This window comes from Bacteroides sp. OM05-12 (assembly GCF_003438995.1).
Taxonomy (GTDB): Bacteria; Bacteroidota; Bacteroidia; order Bacteroidales; family Bacteroidaceae; genus Bacteroides.
Genome location: NZ_QSUN01000043.1, coordinates 1 through 16,852, shown reverse-complemented (window position 1 = coordinate 16,852; position 16,852 = coordinate 1). Strand labels below are relative to the sequence as shown.

Below are 16,852 nucleotides of genomic sequence, written 5' to 3'. Positions count from 1 at the left end.
GACGACACGCTGCTGGATATCTTCCGCAACCACCGTTACGTGTTCAATATCACGAGTGTATACGGCCCGGGATATGAAAATCCGGAAGAAGCCTTGGCGAACCGTCCCGTTAACCTGAGTGTGAACGTGGAACATTGGGATCATGGATTGAATATCACCGACTATAATGGACAGGACAATTTCCAATGCTCCACCAAAGACGTCCCGTTGGGTTATGCCAAAGACAGCTACCGTAAAGTGGCGGTCAAGAGTAATGTGGCGGTTTCGGAATGGGAGTTCGAGAATAAGGGTGACTGGCAGGACGTGCTGGATGTGGAACTTCCCACTGATGCGACGACGGATATCGGTTATATCACTTTTACCGCGAAAGGTCACGGTCCGATTGCCGTACAGGTTCGCATAAAGATCAACAACCTGAGCATCACGTTCAACGTAACGCAGAGTGACGGTGCCTATCTTTCTCCCGACGGAGTGATTCTTTATGGTTGGGAACAGACGAATAACGGAGACGAGACGGGTGTATCGGGCGAACAACAGAGTGATGTGAATACCGAACCGGGTAGTGTTTTGATTACTTCCCGGGATGAAGGTGAGTCTGGTACTGTGACTACGGAGCCGGTGCGAGTGGGTGAATAGTTGTAAACTATAGAGCCAGTAATTAAAAAATAGAACCAGAAAAACAATAACAATGAATATGAAGTTAAGATATTTGTTTTATGCAATGTCGGTCGGGATTTCCTTATGCTTTCTGTCGGGATGTTCTGCTGATGATAATGCCGTTGCAGTTGAACGGATAACACCACTCACTATCGGCAGTGTGTCCGTGAAAGCTAATCCTTCTGAATCCGATACCCGTGCTACCGGAAGCGTAACGGTTCTGAAAGAGGGTACGGTCGGTATCTCCTGTGCTTCCAGTAGTGGGGTGAAAGATAACGTTCCCTATACTTACGGAGCTTCTTCATGGACCGCTCTTGGAGGAGGTTTTCTTTTGTCGGAAACCACTTGGACTATGGCTGCTTATTATCCTTATTCGGAAAGCGGTGTCTATAGCAGTGGAGGTAGTAATGCTACTTTGAATATGGCCATTGGTCCTTATGAAGCCTCCAAAGATCTTTGTGTAGGACTCTTTACGGCATCAGCTACCGATTATGCCCCGACACCGATACTATCGCATATTTACGCCCGGGTAAGTTTCCGCTTTGTTAAACGGCTTACTTATAAGGGCTCAGGTGTGATACGTTCTTTTATGCTTAAAGATATGCTTGTGACAGCGGAATATATGCTTTATTCCAACTTCTTAATCAAGACCATTTCTGATAATTATAATCTGAACAATCTGACGAATATAACGGCGAATACGGATAATTCAACGATTGATTTGTTGTTGATTCCTGTAGGAGTTTCATCCGGCGGACAGGCGTTTGCGTTTTATGCGGACGGTACGGAACCTGAGAATTTTTATGAGGGGACAATTCCCCGAAGCCTGTTTGCAAGTACCGGTTATGCTTTTCAGGCAGGTTGTCATTATAAGCTGAAAGTTTTGTTGGGTAGCGATGGTTTTGTTGTCGAACCGGATGATGACGGTGGGTTTCCTGTCGTTTCAGGATGGAATGAAGTTACTCTGAATAATGAGAAATGGTGGATATAATAAATGCAGATAATAAATAAAATATATAGTATGAAAAGACAGTTGTTCTTTCATTCGCTCCTGATAGCTGTCGGTGCTTTGGTATTCGGTGGTTGCAATCAGGACGATGACTCCGGTAACCCTGCGAAGGGTGAGATGATAGAAGTACGGTTTACGGTAGATGGCGTTTCAGATTATGCAGGCGATACGTCTGCTGATACACGCGCTCCGGCAGAACCTTTCAGGGTATCTGTTCCCATGAACGAGAATTATGAGATAGAGGCTACATTTGTTCCCCTCCAAGCGGAACGAACCCGTGCGATAGGTCCTCTTGGTGAAAATATCCGTTATCGCGTTTTGGCTTATAGCGGTGGCGCTACTTATAGCGGATATGCCGATTATAAGATTAAAAATGGAAAGTCGGTGTTGGAAAACGGTGGCTTTAGATTATCGGCGGGTCAATATAAATTTGTCGCTTATTCTTATTATAACAGTGAAATCATTCCGGGAATTCCCGACGAAAATACGAATCTGAACGAGCTGGCAGTAAGTACGGAAGATGATATCATTTATTGGCAATCCGACCTGATAACGATTAGTGGAAATACATCGTTATCAATTGAGTTTCGTCATTTGTTTCCGCAATTGCAAGTAATATTTGATTCGACCGGATTCTACTATGACCTTACGTCGGCAAGTGCTGTCTTAAACGTTGATAATGCGTCACCTTATATAAATGGAGTTTGGACTGTTGCGAATAGCTATGTCGATATCGTTACCACTACACAGGAGGATGGCGCTTTTAAGTTTTCTACTACGGGTAGTCAGCGTATAGCGAGTGATTTGAAGAGATTGTTGCCCATAAGCAATACAATACAGACTCCTTTAGACCTCACTGTAGGAGCAACATTTGCAAATGGGGAAAAGGTATCCGGTAAGAAACTTTCTCTTGCTGTTGCCAATAATGCATTAAAATCCAATACCTCTTATGTTTGTACGGTTAAGTTCAAAGATTTAGGATTTCTTGAGGGGGATGAGATAAACGGATATCCTTATGGAGGGGGTAATTGCTGGGTTATTCCTAAAAAACCGGGTGATGCAACATATTCATTTACTGCTGTAGAAGGGAGAAGCAATGATCCGGTAGGAACTACTGTCAACGATAAAGGTGTACCTAATGGAGCCTCGTTGTTATGGCAGATGGATGCTGATGGTAATTATTGTACGGATTTAATCATAAGTATGGGTTATTATCCGTCTTCCAATCAAATGCGTTTCACTGTAGGAGGCGGGAAAGTCGGCAATGCTCTGCTTGCGGTAAAATCAAGCACAGGTGCCATTCTTTGGAGCTGGCATATCTGGGTAGTGAGTGATAATAGTTTTATGACCAATCCGATAAAAATCAATGGGGTAGGAGAATTTATGGATCGTAATCTCGGTGCAAATAGAGATGGTTCAAACAAGGAAAATTTCCTCTATTATCAGTGGGGACGTAAAGACCCGCTTATGTACAATAATCAGGAAATGAAAGCAGGACCGGTATCGATATCTGTTGCTACTCAAAATCCTGAATATATTTATAGAGTTGATTCCAGTAGTAAGTATTGGTGTAATGATAATTCTGCAATCTGGAGTCCTACTCCAACTAATCGCTCAATGCTTAAATATGATCCGTCTCCTAAAGGGTGGACAATTCCAAGTCGTACTGTCTATAACTCGTTAGTCAACCAACAGGGAGGAGCTGTGTCAAATAAGCATATTTACTCAATTTCCGGGGTGAATGGTACTCTCTATTTCCCGGCTGGGGGCATGAAAAATTCTAGTACAAAAGGAGATGGGTCTATTACATCACCCAATGACGGCTATTATTGGTCGAGTACGTCTCCTTCTGCCAATGACCTTGCTGGTGTGTTTTACTTTACATCAATAATAGCGATGTCTTCTTTAGCTGTACAAAGTGCTTTACCCATACGTTGTATCCGAGAGTAAACAAACTATATGCGATTTATTTAATTATTTGGTTGGGTCATTAATAAGAGATATATAATATGAAAAGAAAGTTTTTCTTTAATTTACTTCTGATTGTTGTTGGTATTCTGATATTCGGTGGTTGCAGTCAGAATGATGACAATGATAGTCTTGCAACGGGTGATCCCGTAGAAATACGGTTTACCGTAGGCGGTGTTTCAGACTATGAGGGTGATACATCTGCTGAAACGCGCAGTCCGGCAGAACCTTTCACGGTATCTGTTCCTGTAGATGACAGTTATGAGATAGAAGCTACATTCGCTCCCCGCAAAACGGAACAAACCCGTGCCAGTGGAAGTATTTTGGCTGAAAATACCCGCTATCGTGTATTGGCTTATAAAGATGGTGGTTCGACTTATGAAGGATATGCCGATTATAAAATTGAAAATGGAAAGTCGGTGTTGATAAATTCCGGTTTGGGATTGTTGGCAGGCGGTCGGTATAAGTTCATCGCTTACTCCTATAACAATAGTAATACTATCACGGAAGTTCCCGATGGCAATACCGGCATCGGTATGAAATTTTTAACGGTAAGCACAAACGATGACTTTCTTTATTGGCAATCAGGATTAGTCGAGGTAAGTCGGGATATGTTGTTGACAATCAATTTTCGGCATTTGTTTTCACAACTGCAAGTGGTATTTGATATAACCGAGTTCGGTGTTGGTTGTAAATTTACGTCAGCAGCTACGGACTTAACCATCGGTGGAAAGGCACCTTATACGAGCGGTACTTGGAGTTTTGGGGATGAATACGTCAGCATCAATGCTCTTTCCACGCAAAACGGCTCTTTTAGTTTTCCTTCCATAAGTGGTCAGGTTATAACGAGCGAAGCAAGGAGATTGCTGCCTGTAAGCAATACGATTTCCACTCCTTTACAGTTTTCGATAGGAGCAGAATTTTCAACAGGAATAGCGATTAACGGTTCCAGCGATGGTATTACCTTTGCAATTCCGGGTAATCAATTAAGACCTAATACCGCTTATACTTGCACTATTAAGTTCAGGGCGTTAAGTGTTTATATGGATAAAGAAGGAGATGAGACCAACGAATATCCTTATGGTGGCGGAAATTGCTGGGTGGTTCCTAAAAATAAGACTAGAGATATAACATATATTTTTACTGCTTTAGAAGGAAGAAGCAATGATCCGGTAGGAACGACTATTGGCGATGCCCCTAAGAAAGCAGAGATAGTATGGCAAATAGATGATAACGGCAATAATTGTAATAATCTGATCAAAGGGGTAACCTATTCGTCTTCATCTTCTAATAATCAAGTGAGGTTTACGGTAGGGAGTGGACAAACCGGTAATGCCATAATTGCGGTAACATCTATATCAGGTACAATTCTTTGGAGTTGGCACATTTGGGTTGTGAGTGATAATAGCTTCCTGTTAAAACCGAAAAGTATAAGTGGAGTATATCTTGGTACTGGATTTATGGATCGTAACCTCGGTGCGGCAGATGTCGTCGGACCAACTTCTTATGGCTTATTCTATCAGTGGGGACGTAAGGACCCGCTAAGAAGGGAAAATGAGTATACATCGGGACCGGTAACAATATCTGATGCAACTAAGAAGCCGGGTACGTTTTATTCCTGCACTCCATCATCTCCCTGGTGTAGTGACTCTAATTATAAAACATTCTGGAGTGATACTTCAACTGATGCTGCAATGCTTAAATACAATCCATGTCCTAAAGGATGGACATTGCCGACCAAGAAGCTATATGACTCAGCAATAGTTAAAGGTAAAATGAAAGATAATACTTGTGTGTTTCCTTGTACGGATTTTAGTGACTTGTATTTTGTGCCCGGAGGTGGTAGATACTATTATAATGGGGCAGTGAGATCTGATGGTAGTGTCGGTTCTTATTGGTCAAGTACAACAGATAACGGACTAAAAGCTTATGGCTTGTTCTTTTATACAGATATAGGTGTAAATAGCAGTGAGTCTTCGGAGGCGAAGTCCATACGTTGCGTTCGAGAATAGTAAAACGTAAATCAGTTAATTCATTTATACATAACTCTTGAGGATTGGGGAAGTGACGTTGAGTTTACCCTTGTTGCAATTATTTGTAGCAAGGGTATTTTTTATTTTCATCCACCATCCCCACAAATTCATTCCACATATCCTCAGGGATGCTGTTTAGAATGACTTCCAATCGATAACACTTCCTTGTGAAGTTTTCATACTTCTATCTCCATTGTAGATTGCAAAACAATCTTCCGGTGCTGTCCCTGAAAGTTTTGCCCATTTAGAGATGCCTTTGAAAAAGTCAGAAGAATAGGTTGCTCCCGATTTAATTTCATAGGCGTATTGTTTACCTTCTACAGTACGCAGTAAATCAACTTCATTACCTATGCTGTCTCTCCAAAAAGAAAGGTTGGGCTCTTTCCCTTTATTATATTCCTCTTTGATGAATTCATTAATTACAAGGTTCTCAAATAAGCCTCCGCGAAGAAAGTGAGTGGCTATTTGATCTGCATTTCTTATATCGAGTAGTGAACACGCTAATCCTGTGTCGTAAAAATAGAGTTTAGGTGTTTTTACTAATCGTTTCGCATAGTTGTTATGGTCGGGCTTTAATAAATAGCATATATAACTTGCTTCTAAAATAGAGATCCATGAGGTTGCTGTAGTTACGGATACTCCGCATTCATTGGCCAGTGATGAGATATTGAGAAGTTGTCCGATACGTCCTGCACACAATTTCAGAAAACGAATAAATTTACTCAAGTCTCCGATATTCCGCATCAAACGTACATCACGTTCTACATATGTCTGAATGTAGAACGGATAGTAATCGGTAGGAAAAATATCTTTATCATAAAGGCGAGGATATGCACCCTTGAAAATTTCTTCGTCTACAGTAGGAGGAAGTATGTTGCCTTCTTTCATTTCAAGATGAGAAAAGGGTAATAACCGAAGAATAGCTGTTCTTCCTGCAAGTGATTGATTGATGTTCTCCATTAAAAGGAAATTGTGAGATCCTGCAAGCAGATACATTCCCTCTTTGTTTTCTTTATCTGTGTAAGTTTGTATGTAAGAAAACAGAGATGGTACTCTTTGTACCTCATCAATAATCGTTTTATCCGAATACGTAGCAAGAAAACCTCTGGGGTCTTCTGTTGCAAACAATCTCATATCCGGGTCTTCTAATGATACATATTTGTATTCTGGAAATGAAGTTTTGAGTAACGTCGATTTACCCGATTGTCGTGGCCCTGTAAGGGTAACAATCGGATACTTTTTTGTAAACTCTAATAGTCTGGTTTTTAATGCTCTTTCTATCATACCTGATCTCTTTTTGCAAATCTACAATAAAAAAGTGAATTTGCAAATTAGATTGCGGGCTATTTAGATACTTTCCGTGATAAAGATGTGAGTTATTTCTTGAATAGAGGTATCATCCCTACAAATTCATCCCACATATCCTTAGGGATGCTGTTTGGAATGACTTCCAATCGATAACACTTCCTTGTGAGGTGTTTATACTGGATAATGGAGTACTTCCACGTTACATTAAAGAAGGGTAAATATCATAATCGAATCTTTTTATGCCTAAATAACTATAAATGAATAAACTTAGTTGTGTCAATATTTGTATATGTAATAAAATAATAGTAATTTTGCCACAGAGCAAGGAGAGGTTATTATGAAAACAGTTAATCAAATTGTTGGAGAAAATATGAAGAAAATCAGAGAGTTATCTGGTTTTACGCAAGAGCAAGTTGCCAAATTGATTGGTATAGAACGTTCTGCATATAGTAATTATGAAGGAGGAGTCAGGGAAGCTCCATATAATATTTTGGAAAGCATTTCAAATTTATTCGGATGTGAGCCTTTTATATTGTTTGAAGATAATATCCATGTGGATAATGAAATTATGGCTACCGCTTTTAGGATTTCAGATATAGAAGAAAATGATTTAAAAGAAATAGCCAATTTCAAGGATATTGTAAAGTCTTACCTCAAAATGGAACGTATCTCTCAAAATGAAACCAAATAAATTTATCATTGAAAAGCAAGTTTCTGAATTTCGTAGGGATAATGGATTTAGTTTATCTGAACCTATCACTTTGAAAAGTTTGCTTTTGAGATTAAATATACTTACTGTTTTTAGACCTTTATCGGAGAATTTTTCTGGTATGTGTTTGAAAGATAAATCAGAGCATCGATTCATGCTTATTAATTCCAATCAACCACAAGGAAGACAGCATTTCACGATTGCCCATGAATTATACCACCTTTTCATAGAGGAAAAACCAACTCCACACAAATGCAACCCAGGATGTGGTAGTAAGAATCCGGTAGAACAGTGTGCCGATATGTTCGCTTCCTTTTTATTAATGCCGGAAACCGGTATATGTCAATTAATACCGGAAACTGAACTAAAAACAAAAGATATATCGATTGCTACTATTCTGAAACTGGAACATTATTTTTCAGTTTCTCGTTCCGCTCTATTATATAGATTATTGAATATGGGATTGATTTCTGAAAATACCCGTTCCCGTTTAGCCGAAATACGAGTGAAGTATTCCGCAATATGTTTCGGATATAATACTGCTTTATATGAATCGGCAAATGAAGGGTTGGTTATCGGTGATTTTGGTGAGAAAGCTCGTTTCTTGTTTGAACAGGAAAAGATTTCAGAAGGACACTATTTGGAATTACTCCATAAAATTAATATCAATGGAATGCAAGAAAACGAAGATAGTACTCGATGCTGATGTGATTATTCATTTTATGGAAGCTGACTGTTTTTCATTACTGCCTGATATATTTCCGGAATATGAGTATTTGATATTGGATGTGGTTTATGATGAAGTATCGAAAAATTCTAAAACGAAAGATTTCATAGATAATTATCTCCGTTTCTTTCCAAAATTGAAGAAAGAAGCCTTTGTTCCTATAGGAGAATCTATGAAAGAGTACTTTTTGTTACAACGTACATTAGGAAAGGGCGAAAGTGCCTGTATGATTTATTGTAGGGATAATAAGGATGTTTTAGGGAGTAGTAATCTAAGAGATATAAAAGAATATTGTTCAGAGAATAACATCACCTATCTGACAACGCTTGACTTTTTATATTATGCTTATTGCAGAAAGAAAATGACGGAATTGGAATGTGCAGAATTTATACAAGCAGTAAATAAGGCTGGGAGCAAACTTCCTATCATTAATATAACCCAATATGCGTGTCTGGTAACAATATGACATAAGTATGATATTTGAATGAAATGAAGAGGGGGTGTCGAGTGTGAAGTGAATCCTCCAATTTTTGGTTCTTTAAAGATCAAGAGCCTCTTGGATTGCTGGTTATTTGGATACTTTCTCATCCCACATATCCTTAGGGATTTCCCAATACCGTTTAGGTTCCTCTTCCCCTGCCATATAGAAGAAAAAGTGAGTGCCTACGGAGTTATCGGGAGTATATTGTTCTGCCTGCTCATGTTCTTGTCTATTAGCTTCTTAAAAGAAAATATGTACAAATATACGGCACTTAGAAATAAATGCCGTAGTTTTGTACACATAAGACAAGAATAATATGGATGATAAATTGAAACTTCTGATAGAGCAACACGGAGGATATTCCGTATTAAATTTCCATTAGACAAAGAACTATAGTACAATATCGCACTTCCCACTTGAATAGCGCACCCGGGGAGGTCTTCGGATTTTATATAAATTGGTGAAGAAAGTCAATAGGTATGGATATGGAAAGAAATCTGCTATGTTTTCCTGGATAAAGGAATCATCCCCACAAATTCATTCCACATATCCTCAGGGATTTCCCAATACCGTTTAGGTTCCTCTTCCCCTGTCATATAGAAGAAAAAGTGAGTGCCTACGGAGTTATCGGGAGTATATTGTTTTGCCTGAATACTCTCCACCGGATACCCTTTTCCCTGCAATCTTTTCAGGATGGATTTCTTTTGGGAAGAAGACAGTCGGTGGTATTCTTGATAAATAGTGTTTAAATCGTTCATCTGTTGCCCGAATATTTTTCTATCAATTCTTTGGTCTGTTGTATATGTCCTCTGGAAGACGCTCCGAACAGGATCGATTCTATTTTGGCAAATCTGCATACGTACTCGATGGCTTCTTCCGGTTTTAAAGCTCCCGCAGCCAGAACCTGCATCGCGATGGGACGGAACTCCCTGTCGCTGTTCAGGTATTCTTCGTATTCCTCAATGCTGTTCGACATACGGAAACCGATTTTGTTGATTGAAGAACAGATGATGGGATTCTTTATATCCAGCCGTTCGCAAAGGTCTACCATTCCCGGTAAATTCATCGTGATAAATCCCGGTTCTGCATTGTATTCTTTTTTGATATAGTCGGCGTAATGTTTGATGATTTCATCCATGCCCAACCCCAAAAGCAAGTCGACAATGACATTTTGGAGAAAAATAACCGGTGTATTCATCCCTTTGAACATCTTCATCTCCGCATCCACCAGCAATTCCATTAATGAAGGGTAATCCTTTTTCATATAGGCGATACCGGCTTTTGAGGCCACTGCCAGGATATTTCCCGGAATATAGGCTTTCAAAGTCCCCAATATACCCAGTTCCGTGACCGCATTTGCATACTTATGGGCATACGGCATGCACGGATGGAATTTGAAGTCCTTGTATTTCTCCGGATTTTGTCGCATATGTTCGCAAACGGCTGCGATTCGGTCATGGGTGGTACACATAAATGTGTTTATGCCCAAATCCATGGCTGTATCCAATACGTCGATGATGGCACTGTTGTCTTTAAAACGTACGGCTTGTGCACGGGAGCGTTCATCTGAAAGGTGATTTACCGCAAAAAACTGGTTATCACCGAATAATATTCTATCCATAGCGGGAAGTTTATTTAGCGTCTTCTATTAATTTATCTACAATATAGTCTGTCTGCAAGGCCTCTTCAAAAGTATTCCTGTGGTTCATTGTTCCGTTTTGGATGCACCGGACAAAATGGTCTATCTGCGCGCTGTATTCTTCGCCCCGAAGATTGAAATACACCTGTGGAGTCAGTTCCGTGATGTATCTGGTATTCCAGCCCTTTTTCAGCGCTTCCTTTTCATTGTCTTCTTTCAGGTATATTTTCAGGGTGGTGGCATCGGCTTCCAGTTTACCCTTATCCCCTTCGATTTTCAGGGAAGTTGTCATTTTGCGGTGTGTGTCGTCACTCCAGCAGACAGATAATTGTCCCTGCAAACCATTTTCGACCTTCAATGTGGCGTAGATGGCATCATCCACTTCTTTCGAGAATATCCGGGGCATGAACGTCCCCCGGGCTTCCGTCAAATGGCTGCCGGTAATGTAATTGATCAGGTTTAACACGTGTGAGGCATAATCCATGAGGCATCCGCCGCCTGATTTCTTGTCTGCACGCCATGTACCGCCTTTAGGCTTCAAAACGACAGGACCGTAGGCCTCTCCCATAAAATGGAAAGGGGTGCCGATAACTCCCGCTGCGAACAGACGTTTCATTTCGTTGAAAGTCCCGATAAAACGGTTGTGATACCCTGCCTGATTGACACAGCCTTTGGCTTTGGCTACGGCAACCATCTTTTCACCCTCTTCGGAGGTCAGACTGAACGGTTTCTCGCAAAAGACGTGGATACCGCGTTCAAGCGCATAAAGTACCATTTCCGAATGGAAGCGGGTGGGCGTAGCAACGAAAATAGCCTCCGGCTTTTCCGTTTCAATCATTTTCTTGTAATCGTCATAGACTTGAAACCCGGTCAGCTTCTTAAATGCACTTTGCAGTAAACCGTCGGGGTCACAAATGGCTACCAAGTCTACTTCCGGATGGGCACCCAGCAGGGCACAATGGGACATACCCATCTTCCCCAATCCTATGATTGCAGTCTTTATCATACTGAATATAATTTATTTGATTTATAGTTTCTTGATTCTCAGGAGTATTAAAAGTAAATGGCGGAAAAAGAGCATTTGATTAGTTATGTTCCTGCGGAATACCTCCGGACGCAGGAATATCCTTACCAACCACTCCATCCCGATCTTCTGCCAGAATACGCCGGGACGTTTACTGTTTCCCGCATACCAGTCGAACACGTTTCCGATAGCGGTTATCACATGAACGTCGAGGTAAGGCTTGTTCCGGTAAGACCATTTTTCCTGTTTGGGTGCGGTCATGCCGACAAAGAGCACATCCGGATGGAAGTCATTAACCGCCTTATGCATGGCTTCGTTGTCTTCTTCCGTGAATTCCGGTTTGAAAGGCGGCGAATAAGTGCCGACCGTCACATCCGGAAAATCTTTGGCATAACGTTCTTTTATCATCTGCAAAGTCTCTTCGCCGGAGCCGAGGAAGAAAACACGTCCTTTCCGTTCCTGCATTTTGTGGGAAAAGTATTGGAAACTGTCCCATCCGGTAATACGTTTTATTTTTTGTCCGTACCTGAAGCGGGGAAGCCAACCGAAATAGACACCATCCAGAATAAGGAATTCCGAACCTTTCAGGGCTTCGTCCATCGCCTTGTCATGCACTGATATTCCGTAAGAGTTCGGGCTGATGGTATTGACTACGTTTCTACCATCCAAAGGGACGCAGTCTAAAGAGTCTTTCACTAAGGCATAGCCGGAGAAGTGGAAGACCGGATTATTTTCTGTCATAATAAAAAAGGAATGTGAAATAAAATATTTTTTTAATGAGAATGATAGTCAAGTCTTTTTTATTTCTATTTTATTTGATGAATAGTTTGACAAAAATATAATTGCATGTAATTTTTTTTGCAATCATGTTTGTTTTCAGACATAACCGAAAATTAGATTATTGATTATTTAAATATTTCTTTAAATTATCTTTTATTCTCTCAGAATTAGTAAAAATAGGTAGGATATTTTCTATGGTTTTATCGGGTAAATCCCACCATTGACTTTTTTGTAACAAGTTTATCGTTTCTTCATCAAATCTGTATTTAATTATTTTGGCTGGAATTCCTCCAACTATAGCGTATGGAGGAATATCTTTTGTAACTAATGCTCTCGCTCCTATGATAGCGCCATTCCCAACAGTAATGCCATCCATTATTATGGCTCCATTACCTATCCATACGTCATTACCAATATTTATTGTTTCTTCTTCATTATAATCAATATGGACAGCCCAATCTTTTCTGATTCCTGTTTTATAAAATATTGAATTGGTAGATATTAATCCTGTAGGATGTTTCCCTAATCCGATTCTTACATCGTTGGCAATACTGCAATAATTACCTATATTAGCATTTTTAATAACACAAAAAGGTTTGATTCTAGTATATTTCCCTATTTTAGAGTTCAAAATTCTTGTTCCTAACCCTAAATAGATATTAGATGGAATTATACTAGAGTTATCCCAAAAAGATAGAAAAGAAATAGATTTGTTGAATTTCTTTTTATTGATGAAATTAACAAGTAATTCTTTAATTTGCATAATGTATTTGTATTAGTTCTGAGATGTTATTATATGATGCGTTTCATTTTTATTAAAAGCGTCATTATTTTCCCATGTATCCGATATGGAATACTCCAATATTTTTTTGCTTGTTTATTGATTCTGGAATCCCATTCTATTTTAGGGGGTATAGAAAATTCCTGTTTATACTCATTTAGAAAATCAATTTTATATCTGTTATATACATTGCAATGTGTGGATTCCGGTCTAAATCCGTCATTGATGACGAGGGATTTAATGGGAGAGACTCCATATCTGTTTTGGAGAAACATGGAATAAGTGAATCTGATATACCATGAATTATTCTTTCCCTGCATGAATCCTTTAAGCATTCCATATAGGTCACTTCCTCCTTTGTTGAATGCTTTCTGCTTAGTCTTATCATGCATTAAATTATTATAATCCTTGACTTCCCAATCCACAGTATCCCATCTGTCTTTCCAAGTTCCCCACGTCCATGAATGTGCTCGGTTATTCAGATATACATCATACTTATAACCAGAAGGAACATTGATTTTTACTCCGAATCCTGATACTTGAAAAATTCTTTCATCATTTTCATAAGTCGTAAGAAGTGCATTCATATATGTAAGAAAACTTTTTGAAACATATAAATCATCTTCTACTACTATGACTTTGCCGTATTTATTAATAATTTTTGTGACCCCTGATATGATAGACTTAGCCAGTCCTTGGTTGAAAGTTGATGTGAAGATTATTTTCTCCTTAAAACCTGTAAAATCTATAGCAATTTGTTTTACTTGATTTATTTTGTCTGTATCGGCATCATTCCTTGGACCATCGATGAATATATATAAGTTTGTTTCATTTGCTAAAGGATTCGTTTTTAAAGAGTCTAATGTGTTTTTTAGCAAATCAGAACGGTTAAATGCAAATACGACTACCGGTGCTAAATTCATTTTGTGTAGATATAAAAATCGTTTATTTTTCTTTTTTCATCATGATAAATCTCTTTTCCTTTACCGATTTTTCCTTATAGTCATAAGTACCTATCATCAATGGCATATCACTTTTGAAAGCATGATCCATTATTTCAGAAACTTCCGATATGTCAAACTTCCATCCCATTTCTTCAAAAAGGTAGTTAGTCAGGAGAGCGTAGTGCGTCAGAGTATGATTTTCACCATGTATTATGCCGCATATGGTATTTGGAGAACGATGCAAATTATCGCTCAATTCCCGTATGGAACAATTGCTTTGTTTTTTCAGGACTTGCATGATTTCTTCCACATTATTATATTTTTCTTTACTCATTTTTTTGATTTTGTGTTATTGGTTTATGTAACAATGTCTATTTCTATTCCTGTACTTTTGCGCCCGTTCTGAAAGATTCAGGGCAACGGTATTGTAAATATCCGTTATCTGTTTATTTAAAAATATTAATTATGGAAAATGAAGAACCCGGTTCATCATTGCAAGTGAGTTTTTTCAAGAGTCTGAAAGACACGTCCCCCTCTGCTGTCACGCTGCGGCAAGTGTACGGACTTATTACCTCCGAGCGCTACCGTGACTCCACCGAGAAGCATCGTTATTATCTTGACCATGGTCAGGAGTCGGAGGCGGGACGCATCAAGCGGGGCGCGGAATTTATCACCCCTTCCGTCATCTGCCAAGGCGGTCGCAGTGTAAAACATATCTGCGGTTACACGGGCATTGGCATGGGCGATTTGGATGATCTCGCTCCGGGAATGCCCCGGCTGATTATCGAGCGGTTGAGGCTCGATCCCTATGTGTTGTTGGCGTACATTACCCATTCCGGACTCGGCGTCCGGCTTTTCTTCCTGACGGATATCACCGATGTCCGGTATCATAATGCGGTGTACCGGCAAGGCAAAGCGTACTACGAACAACTGTTGAGTCATTCCTTTGACGAGCATTGCAAGAATGCCACCCGTACGAGCAATCTTTGTTATGATCCCGACGCGTACTATAACCCGGCTGCCGTGCCGATGCATATTGGGATTCCGGAGGAAGAGGACCTCCCGGCTGCCGTCAGACCCCGGAAGACCTTTCATGCCACCGTAGACAAAGCGGCGGTTGCCGTGCGCGCATTGCTCGAACAGCAGGGTAAACGCTACACCGAAGGCAATTACAATGATTACGTCTCTTCCGCGCTCTACCTGATGAATGATTTCGGAGTGGCACGGGAAATGGCGCTCGAGTGGGCTTTCGAGGAATTTCCCGACTATAATCGTGATGCTCTCGCAAGCATCGCCGGCTCGGTGTACCTGCATACCGATGAACACGGTACAAAGGCACTGCCCAAAGATAACTCCGGTAAGTTGTCCTACGCCTCTATCGGGGAGCTGGAAGCGTTTATCCGTGCGCAATGCAGCCTTCGTTATAACGTCGTGCTCGCCCGTAGGGAGATATGCTGGCTGGATGAAACCGACTTCCATGACATCACCGACAGGGAAGAAAATACGCTTTGGCTCCGTGCGCAGAAAGCGAATCTGTATTCCGGTCAGAATACTTTTCTGAGCATCCTGAAGTCTGAATTCATAACCGGGTACAATCCCTTGGCGGCCTACGTGGAGAACCTTCCCGTCTGGGATGGGCAGACCGATTATATCTCCCGGGTGGCGTCGATGGTGCATACTTCGGATGATACCGCTTTCGCCCTCCATTTCCGTAAATGGTTCGTGGCGTTCATGGCCTGCATCCTGGATAAGGAGGTGGTGAACCATACTATTCTGGTGCTTATCGGTGAACAGGGTATCTATAAGACCACATTTTTCAATAAACTGCTTCCTCCCGAGCTGCAACGTTATTTCTATACGAAAACCAATAGCGGGCAGATGACCAAAGATGATAACCTCGCCCTTTCCGAGTTTGCCCTTATCTGCATCGAGGAGATCGACAACCTGCGTCCGAACGAGCTGAACCGCCTCAAGGCGATGGTGACCATGTCCGCCGTCAACGAACGCGCCGCTTATGACCGCAACAAGAATTTCCGTCCCCATATCGCTTCGTTCTGCGCCACGGGCAATAACCGCCTGTTCCTGACCGATGATACCGGCAACCGCCGTTGGCTTCCTTCTCTTGTAAACTTCATAGATGACCTCTACCATAATGAGATCCCTTATGAGGGACTTTACGCACAGGCATTGTCGCTCTACCGCAACGGTTTCCGTTATTGGTTTTCCGAGTATGAGATGAAAGAACTGAACCGGCACAACCAAAGGTTTGAAGAGCCGAACATCGAAAAAGAGCTGATTTGCTCCCATTTCCGCCTTCCCAAACCGGGAGAGACAGGTATTTTCATCTCCAATGCGGAAATCATGGAACGCATCGGGGGCGTTATCAAATATAATCTTTCTAAAACAAAAATTAACCGTTCCATGCGCGAGCTCGGTTATGAGCCGATACACAACCGGAGCTATCGCGGTTTTCGTGTCGTGCTGCTCACATCCGATGAAATCGCCTCTTACCGGTCTGTAGGGCTGATCCGTATATCTCCCGAGGAGCCGGAACTTCTTTTATAGTTCTCTATTGTGTGACAGTGTGACACTGTGACAATGGTTTTATTAGTATTATATGTAATAGTATAGTAGTATATATACAATACTATATATAGTATATATAATAGTCCGAAAGTACGTGTCACGCCGTCACACTGTCACGCTTTTGATTTCAATCAACCCGATGTTTTTAAAAAACACCTTGATGTTTGTTTGCAATGACCTTGATGTTTTTAAAAAACATAAGGTTG

14 protein-coding genes and 2 pseudogenes are annotated in these 16,852 nt (G+C 40.7%); 8 read left to right on the top strand and 8 right to left on the bottom strand.

The genetic code is table 11. The features are described 5' to 3' along the window. The 4 genes and pseudogenes from DXB63_RS18030 to DXB63_RS17415 form a co-directional block, all read left to right on the top strand. A pseudogene (locus DXB63_RS18030) lies at nucleotides 1-636 on the top strand (hypothetical protein); the annotation flags it as partial. 58 nt (nucleotides 637-694) lie between these two features. After that, nucleotides 695-1,648: a fimbrillin family protein gene (locus tag DXB63_RS17425; RefSeq protein WP_158563707.1), complete on the top strand. Its 954-nt coding sequence runs from the start codon at nucleotides 695-697 to the stop codon at nucleotides 1,646-1,648. 30 nt (nucleotides 1,649-1,678) lie between these two features. Then, the gene (locus tag DXB63_RS17420) at nucleotides 1,679-3,616 is read left to right on the top strand and encodes a hypothetical protein (RefSeq protein ID WP_158563706.1); all 1,938 of its coding nucleotides are present in this window, start codon (nucleotides 1,679-1,681) and stop codon (nucleotides 3,614-3,616) included. 59 nt (nucleotides 3,617-3,675) lie between these two features. After that, on the top strand, nucleotides 3,676-5,646 hold the full coding sequence (locus DXB63_RS17415; protein ID WP_122127661.1) for a fimbrillin family protein: 1,971 nt from the start codon (nucleotides 3,676-3,678) through the stop codon (nucleotides 5,644-5,646). 156 nt (nucleotides 5,647-5,802) lie between these two features. On the opposite strand, the gene DXB63_RS17410 is transcribed toward DXB63_RS17415, so the two are convergent. After that, a complete protein-coding gene (locus DXB63_RS17410) occupies nucleotides 5,803-6,951 on the bottom strand; it encodes an ATP-binding protein (protein WP_122127660.1) in 1,149 nt (382 codons plus the stop codon). Nucleotides 6,952-7,312: 361 nt separating this feature from the next. Between DXB63_RS17410 and DXB63_RS17405 the strand changes: the two genes are divergently transcribed. The 3 genes from DXB63_RS17405 to DXB63_RS17395 are packed head-to-tail and all read left to right on the top strand — an operon-like array spanning nucleotide 7,313 to nucleotide 8,877. Continuing rightward, nucleotides 7,313-7,666: a helix-turn-helix domain-containing protein gene (locus DXB63_RS17405; RefSeq protein WP_122127659.1), complete on the top strand. Its 354-nt coding sequence runs from the start codon at nucleotides 7,313-7,315 to the stop codon at nucleotides 7,664-7,666. After that, entirely contained in the window at nucleotides 7,653-8,390 is a 738-nt protein-coding gene (locus tag DXB63_RS17400; RefSeq protein WP_122127658.1) for an ImmA/IrrE family metallo-endopeptidase, read from the top strand. The genes DXB63_RS17405 and DXB63_RS17400 overlap by 14 nt, the downstream gene beginning before the upstream one ends. Beyond that, a complete protein-coding gene (locus DXB63_RS17395; RefSeq protein WP_122127657.1) occupies nucleotides 8,353-8,877 on the top strand; it encodes a hypothetical protein in 525 nt (174 codons plus the stop codon). Before DXB63_RS17400 ends, DXB63_RS17395 begins: the two co-directional genes overlap by 38 nt. Nucleotides 8,878-9,392: 515 nt before the next feature. On the opposite strand, the gene DXB63_RS17390 is transcribed toward DXB63_RS17395, so the two are convergent. The 7 genes and pseudogenes from DXB63_RS17390 to DXB63_RS17360 all read right to left on the bottom strand — a co-directional run bounded on the left by DXB63_RS17390 (nucleotide 9,393) and on the right by DXB63_RS17360 (nucleotide 14,394). Then, entirely contained in the window at nucleotides 9,393-9,650 is a 258-nt protein-coding gene (locus tag DXB63_RS17390) for a hypothetical protein (RefSeq protein ID WP_122127656.1), read from the bottom strand. Continuing rightward, nucleotides 9,647-10,513 (bottom strand): hypothetical protein, encoded by an 867-nt coding sequence (locus tag DXB63_RS17385; RefSeq protein ID WP_122127655.1) that lies wholly within the window; start codon nucleotides 10,511-10,513, stop codon nucleotides 9,647-9,649. Before DXB63_RS17385 ends, DXB63_RS17390 begins: the two co-directional genes overlap by 4 nt. A 10-nt stretch (nucleotides 10,514-10,523) precedes the next feature. After that, nucleotides 10,524-11,537, bottom strand: coding sequence for a Gfo/Idh/MocA family protein (locus DXB63_RS17380; RefSeq protein WP_122127654.1), 1,014 nt, complete (start codon nucleotides 11,535-11,537; stop codon nucleotides 10,524-10,526). A 21-nt stretch (nucleotides 11,538-11,558) separates the two neighbouring features. Further along, nucleotides 11,559-12,296, bottom strand: coding sequence for a WecB/TagA/CpsF family glycosyltransferase (locus DXB63_RS17375; protein ID WP_122127653.1), 738 nt, complete (start codon nucleotides 12,294-12,296; stop codon nucleotides 11,559-11,561). A 270-nt stretch (nucleotides 12,297-12,566) separates the two neighbouring features. After that, nucleotides 12,567-12,750 (bottom strand): annotated as a pseudogene (locus tag DXB63_RS18460) (acetyltransferase); the annotation flags it as partial. A 377-nt stretch (nucleotides 12,751-13,127) separates the two neighbouring features. Next, nucleotides 13,128-14,039, bottom strand: a complete 912-nt coding sequence (locus DXB63_RS17365) for a glycosyltransferase (RefSeq protein ID WP_122127651.1) — start codon at nucleotides 14,037-14,039, stop codon at nucleotides 13,128-13,130. 22 nt (nucleotides 14,040-14,061) lie between these two features. Then, on the bottom strand, nucleotides 14,062-14,394 hold the full coding sequence (locus DXB63_RS17360; protein ID WP_122127650.1) for a hypothetical protein: 333 nt from the start codon (nucleotides 14,392-14,394) through the stop codon (nucleotides 14,062-14,064). A 131-nt stretch (nucleotides 14,395-14,525) separates the two neighbouring features. On the opposite strand from DXB63_RS17360, the gene DXB63_RS17355 reads away from it, so the two are divergent. Beyond that, the gene (locus DXB63_RS17355) at nucleotides 14,526-16,625 is read left to right on the top strand and encodes a VapE domain-containing protein (protein ID WP_122127649.1); all 2,100 of its coding nucleotides are present in this window, start codon (nucleotides 14,526-14,528) and stop codon (nucleotides 16,623-16,625) included. Nucleotides 16,626-16,852 lie beyond the last annotated feature (227 nt).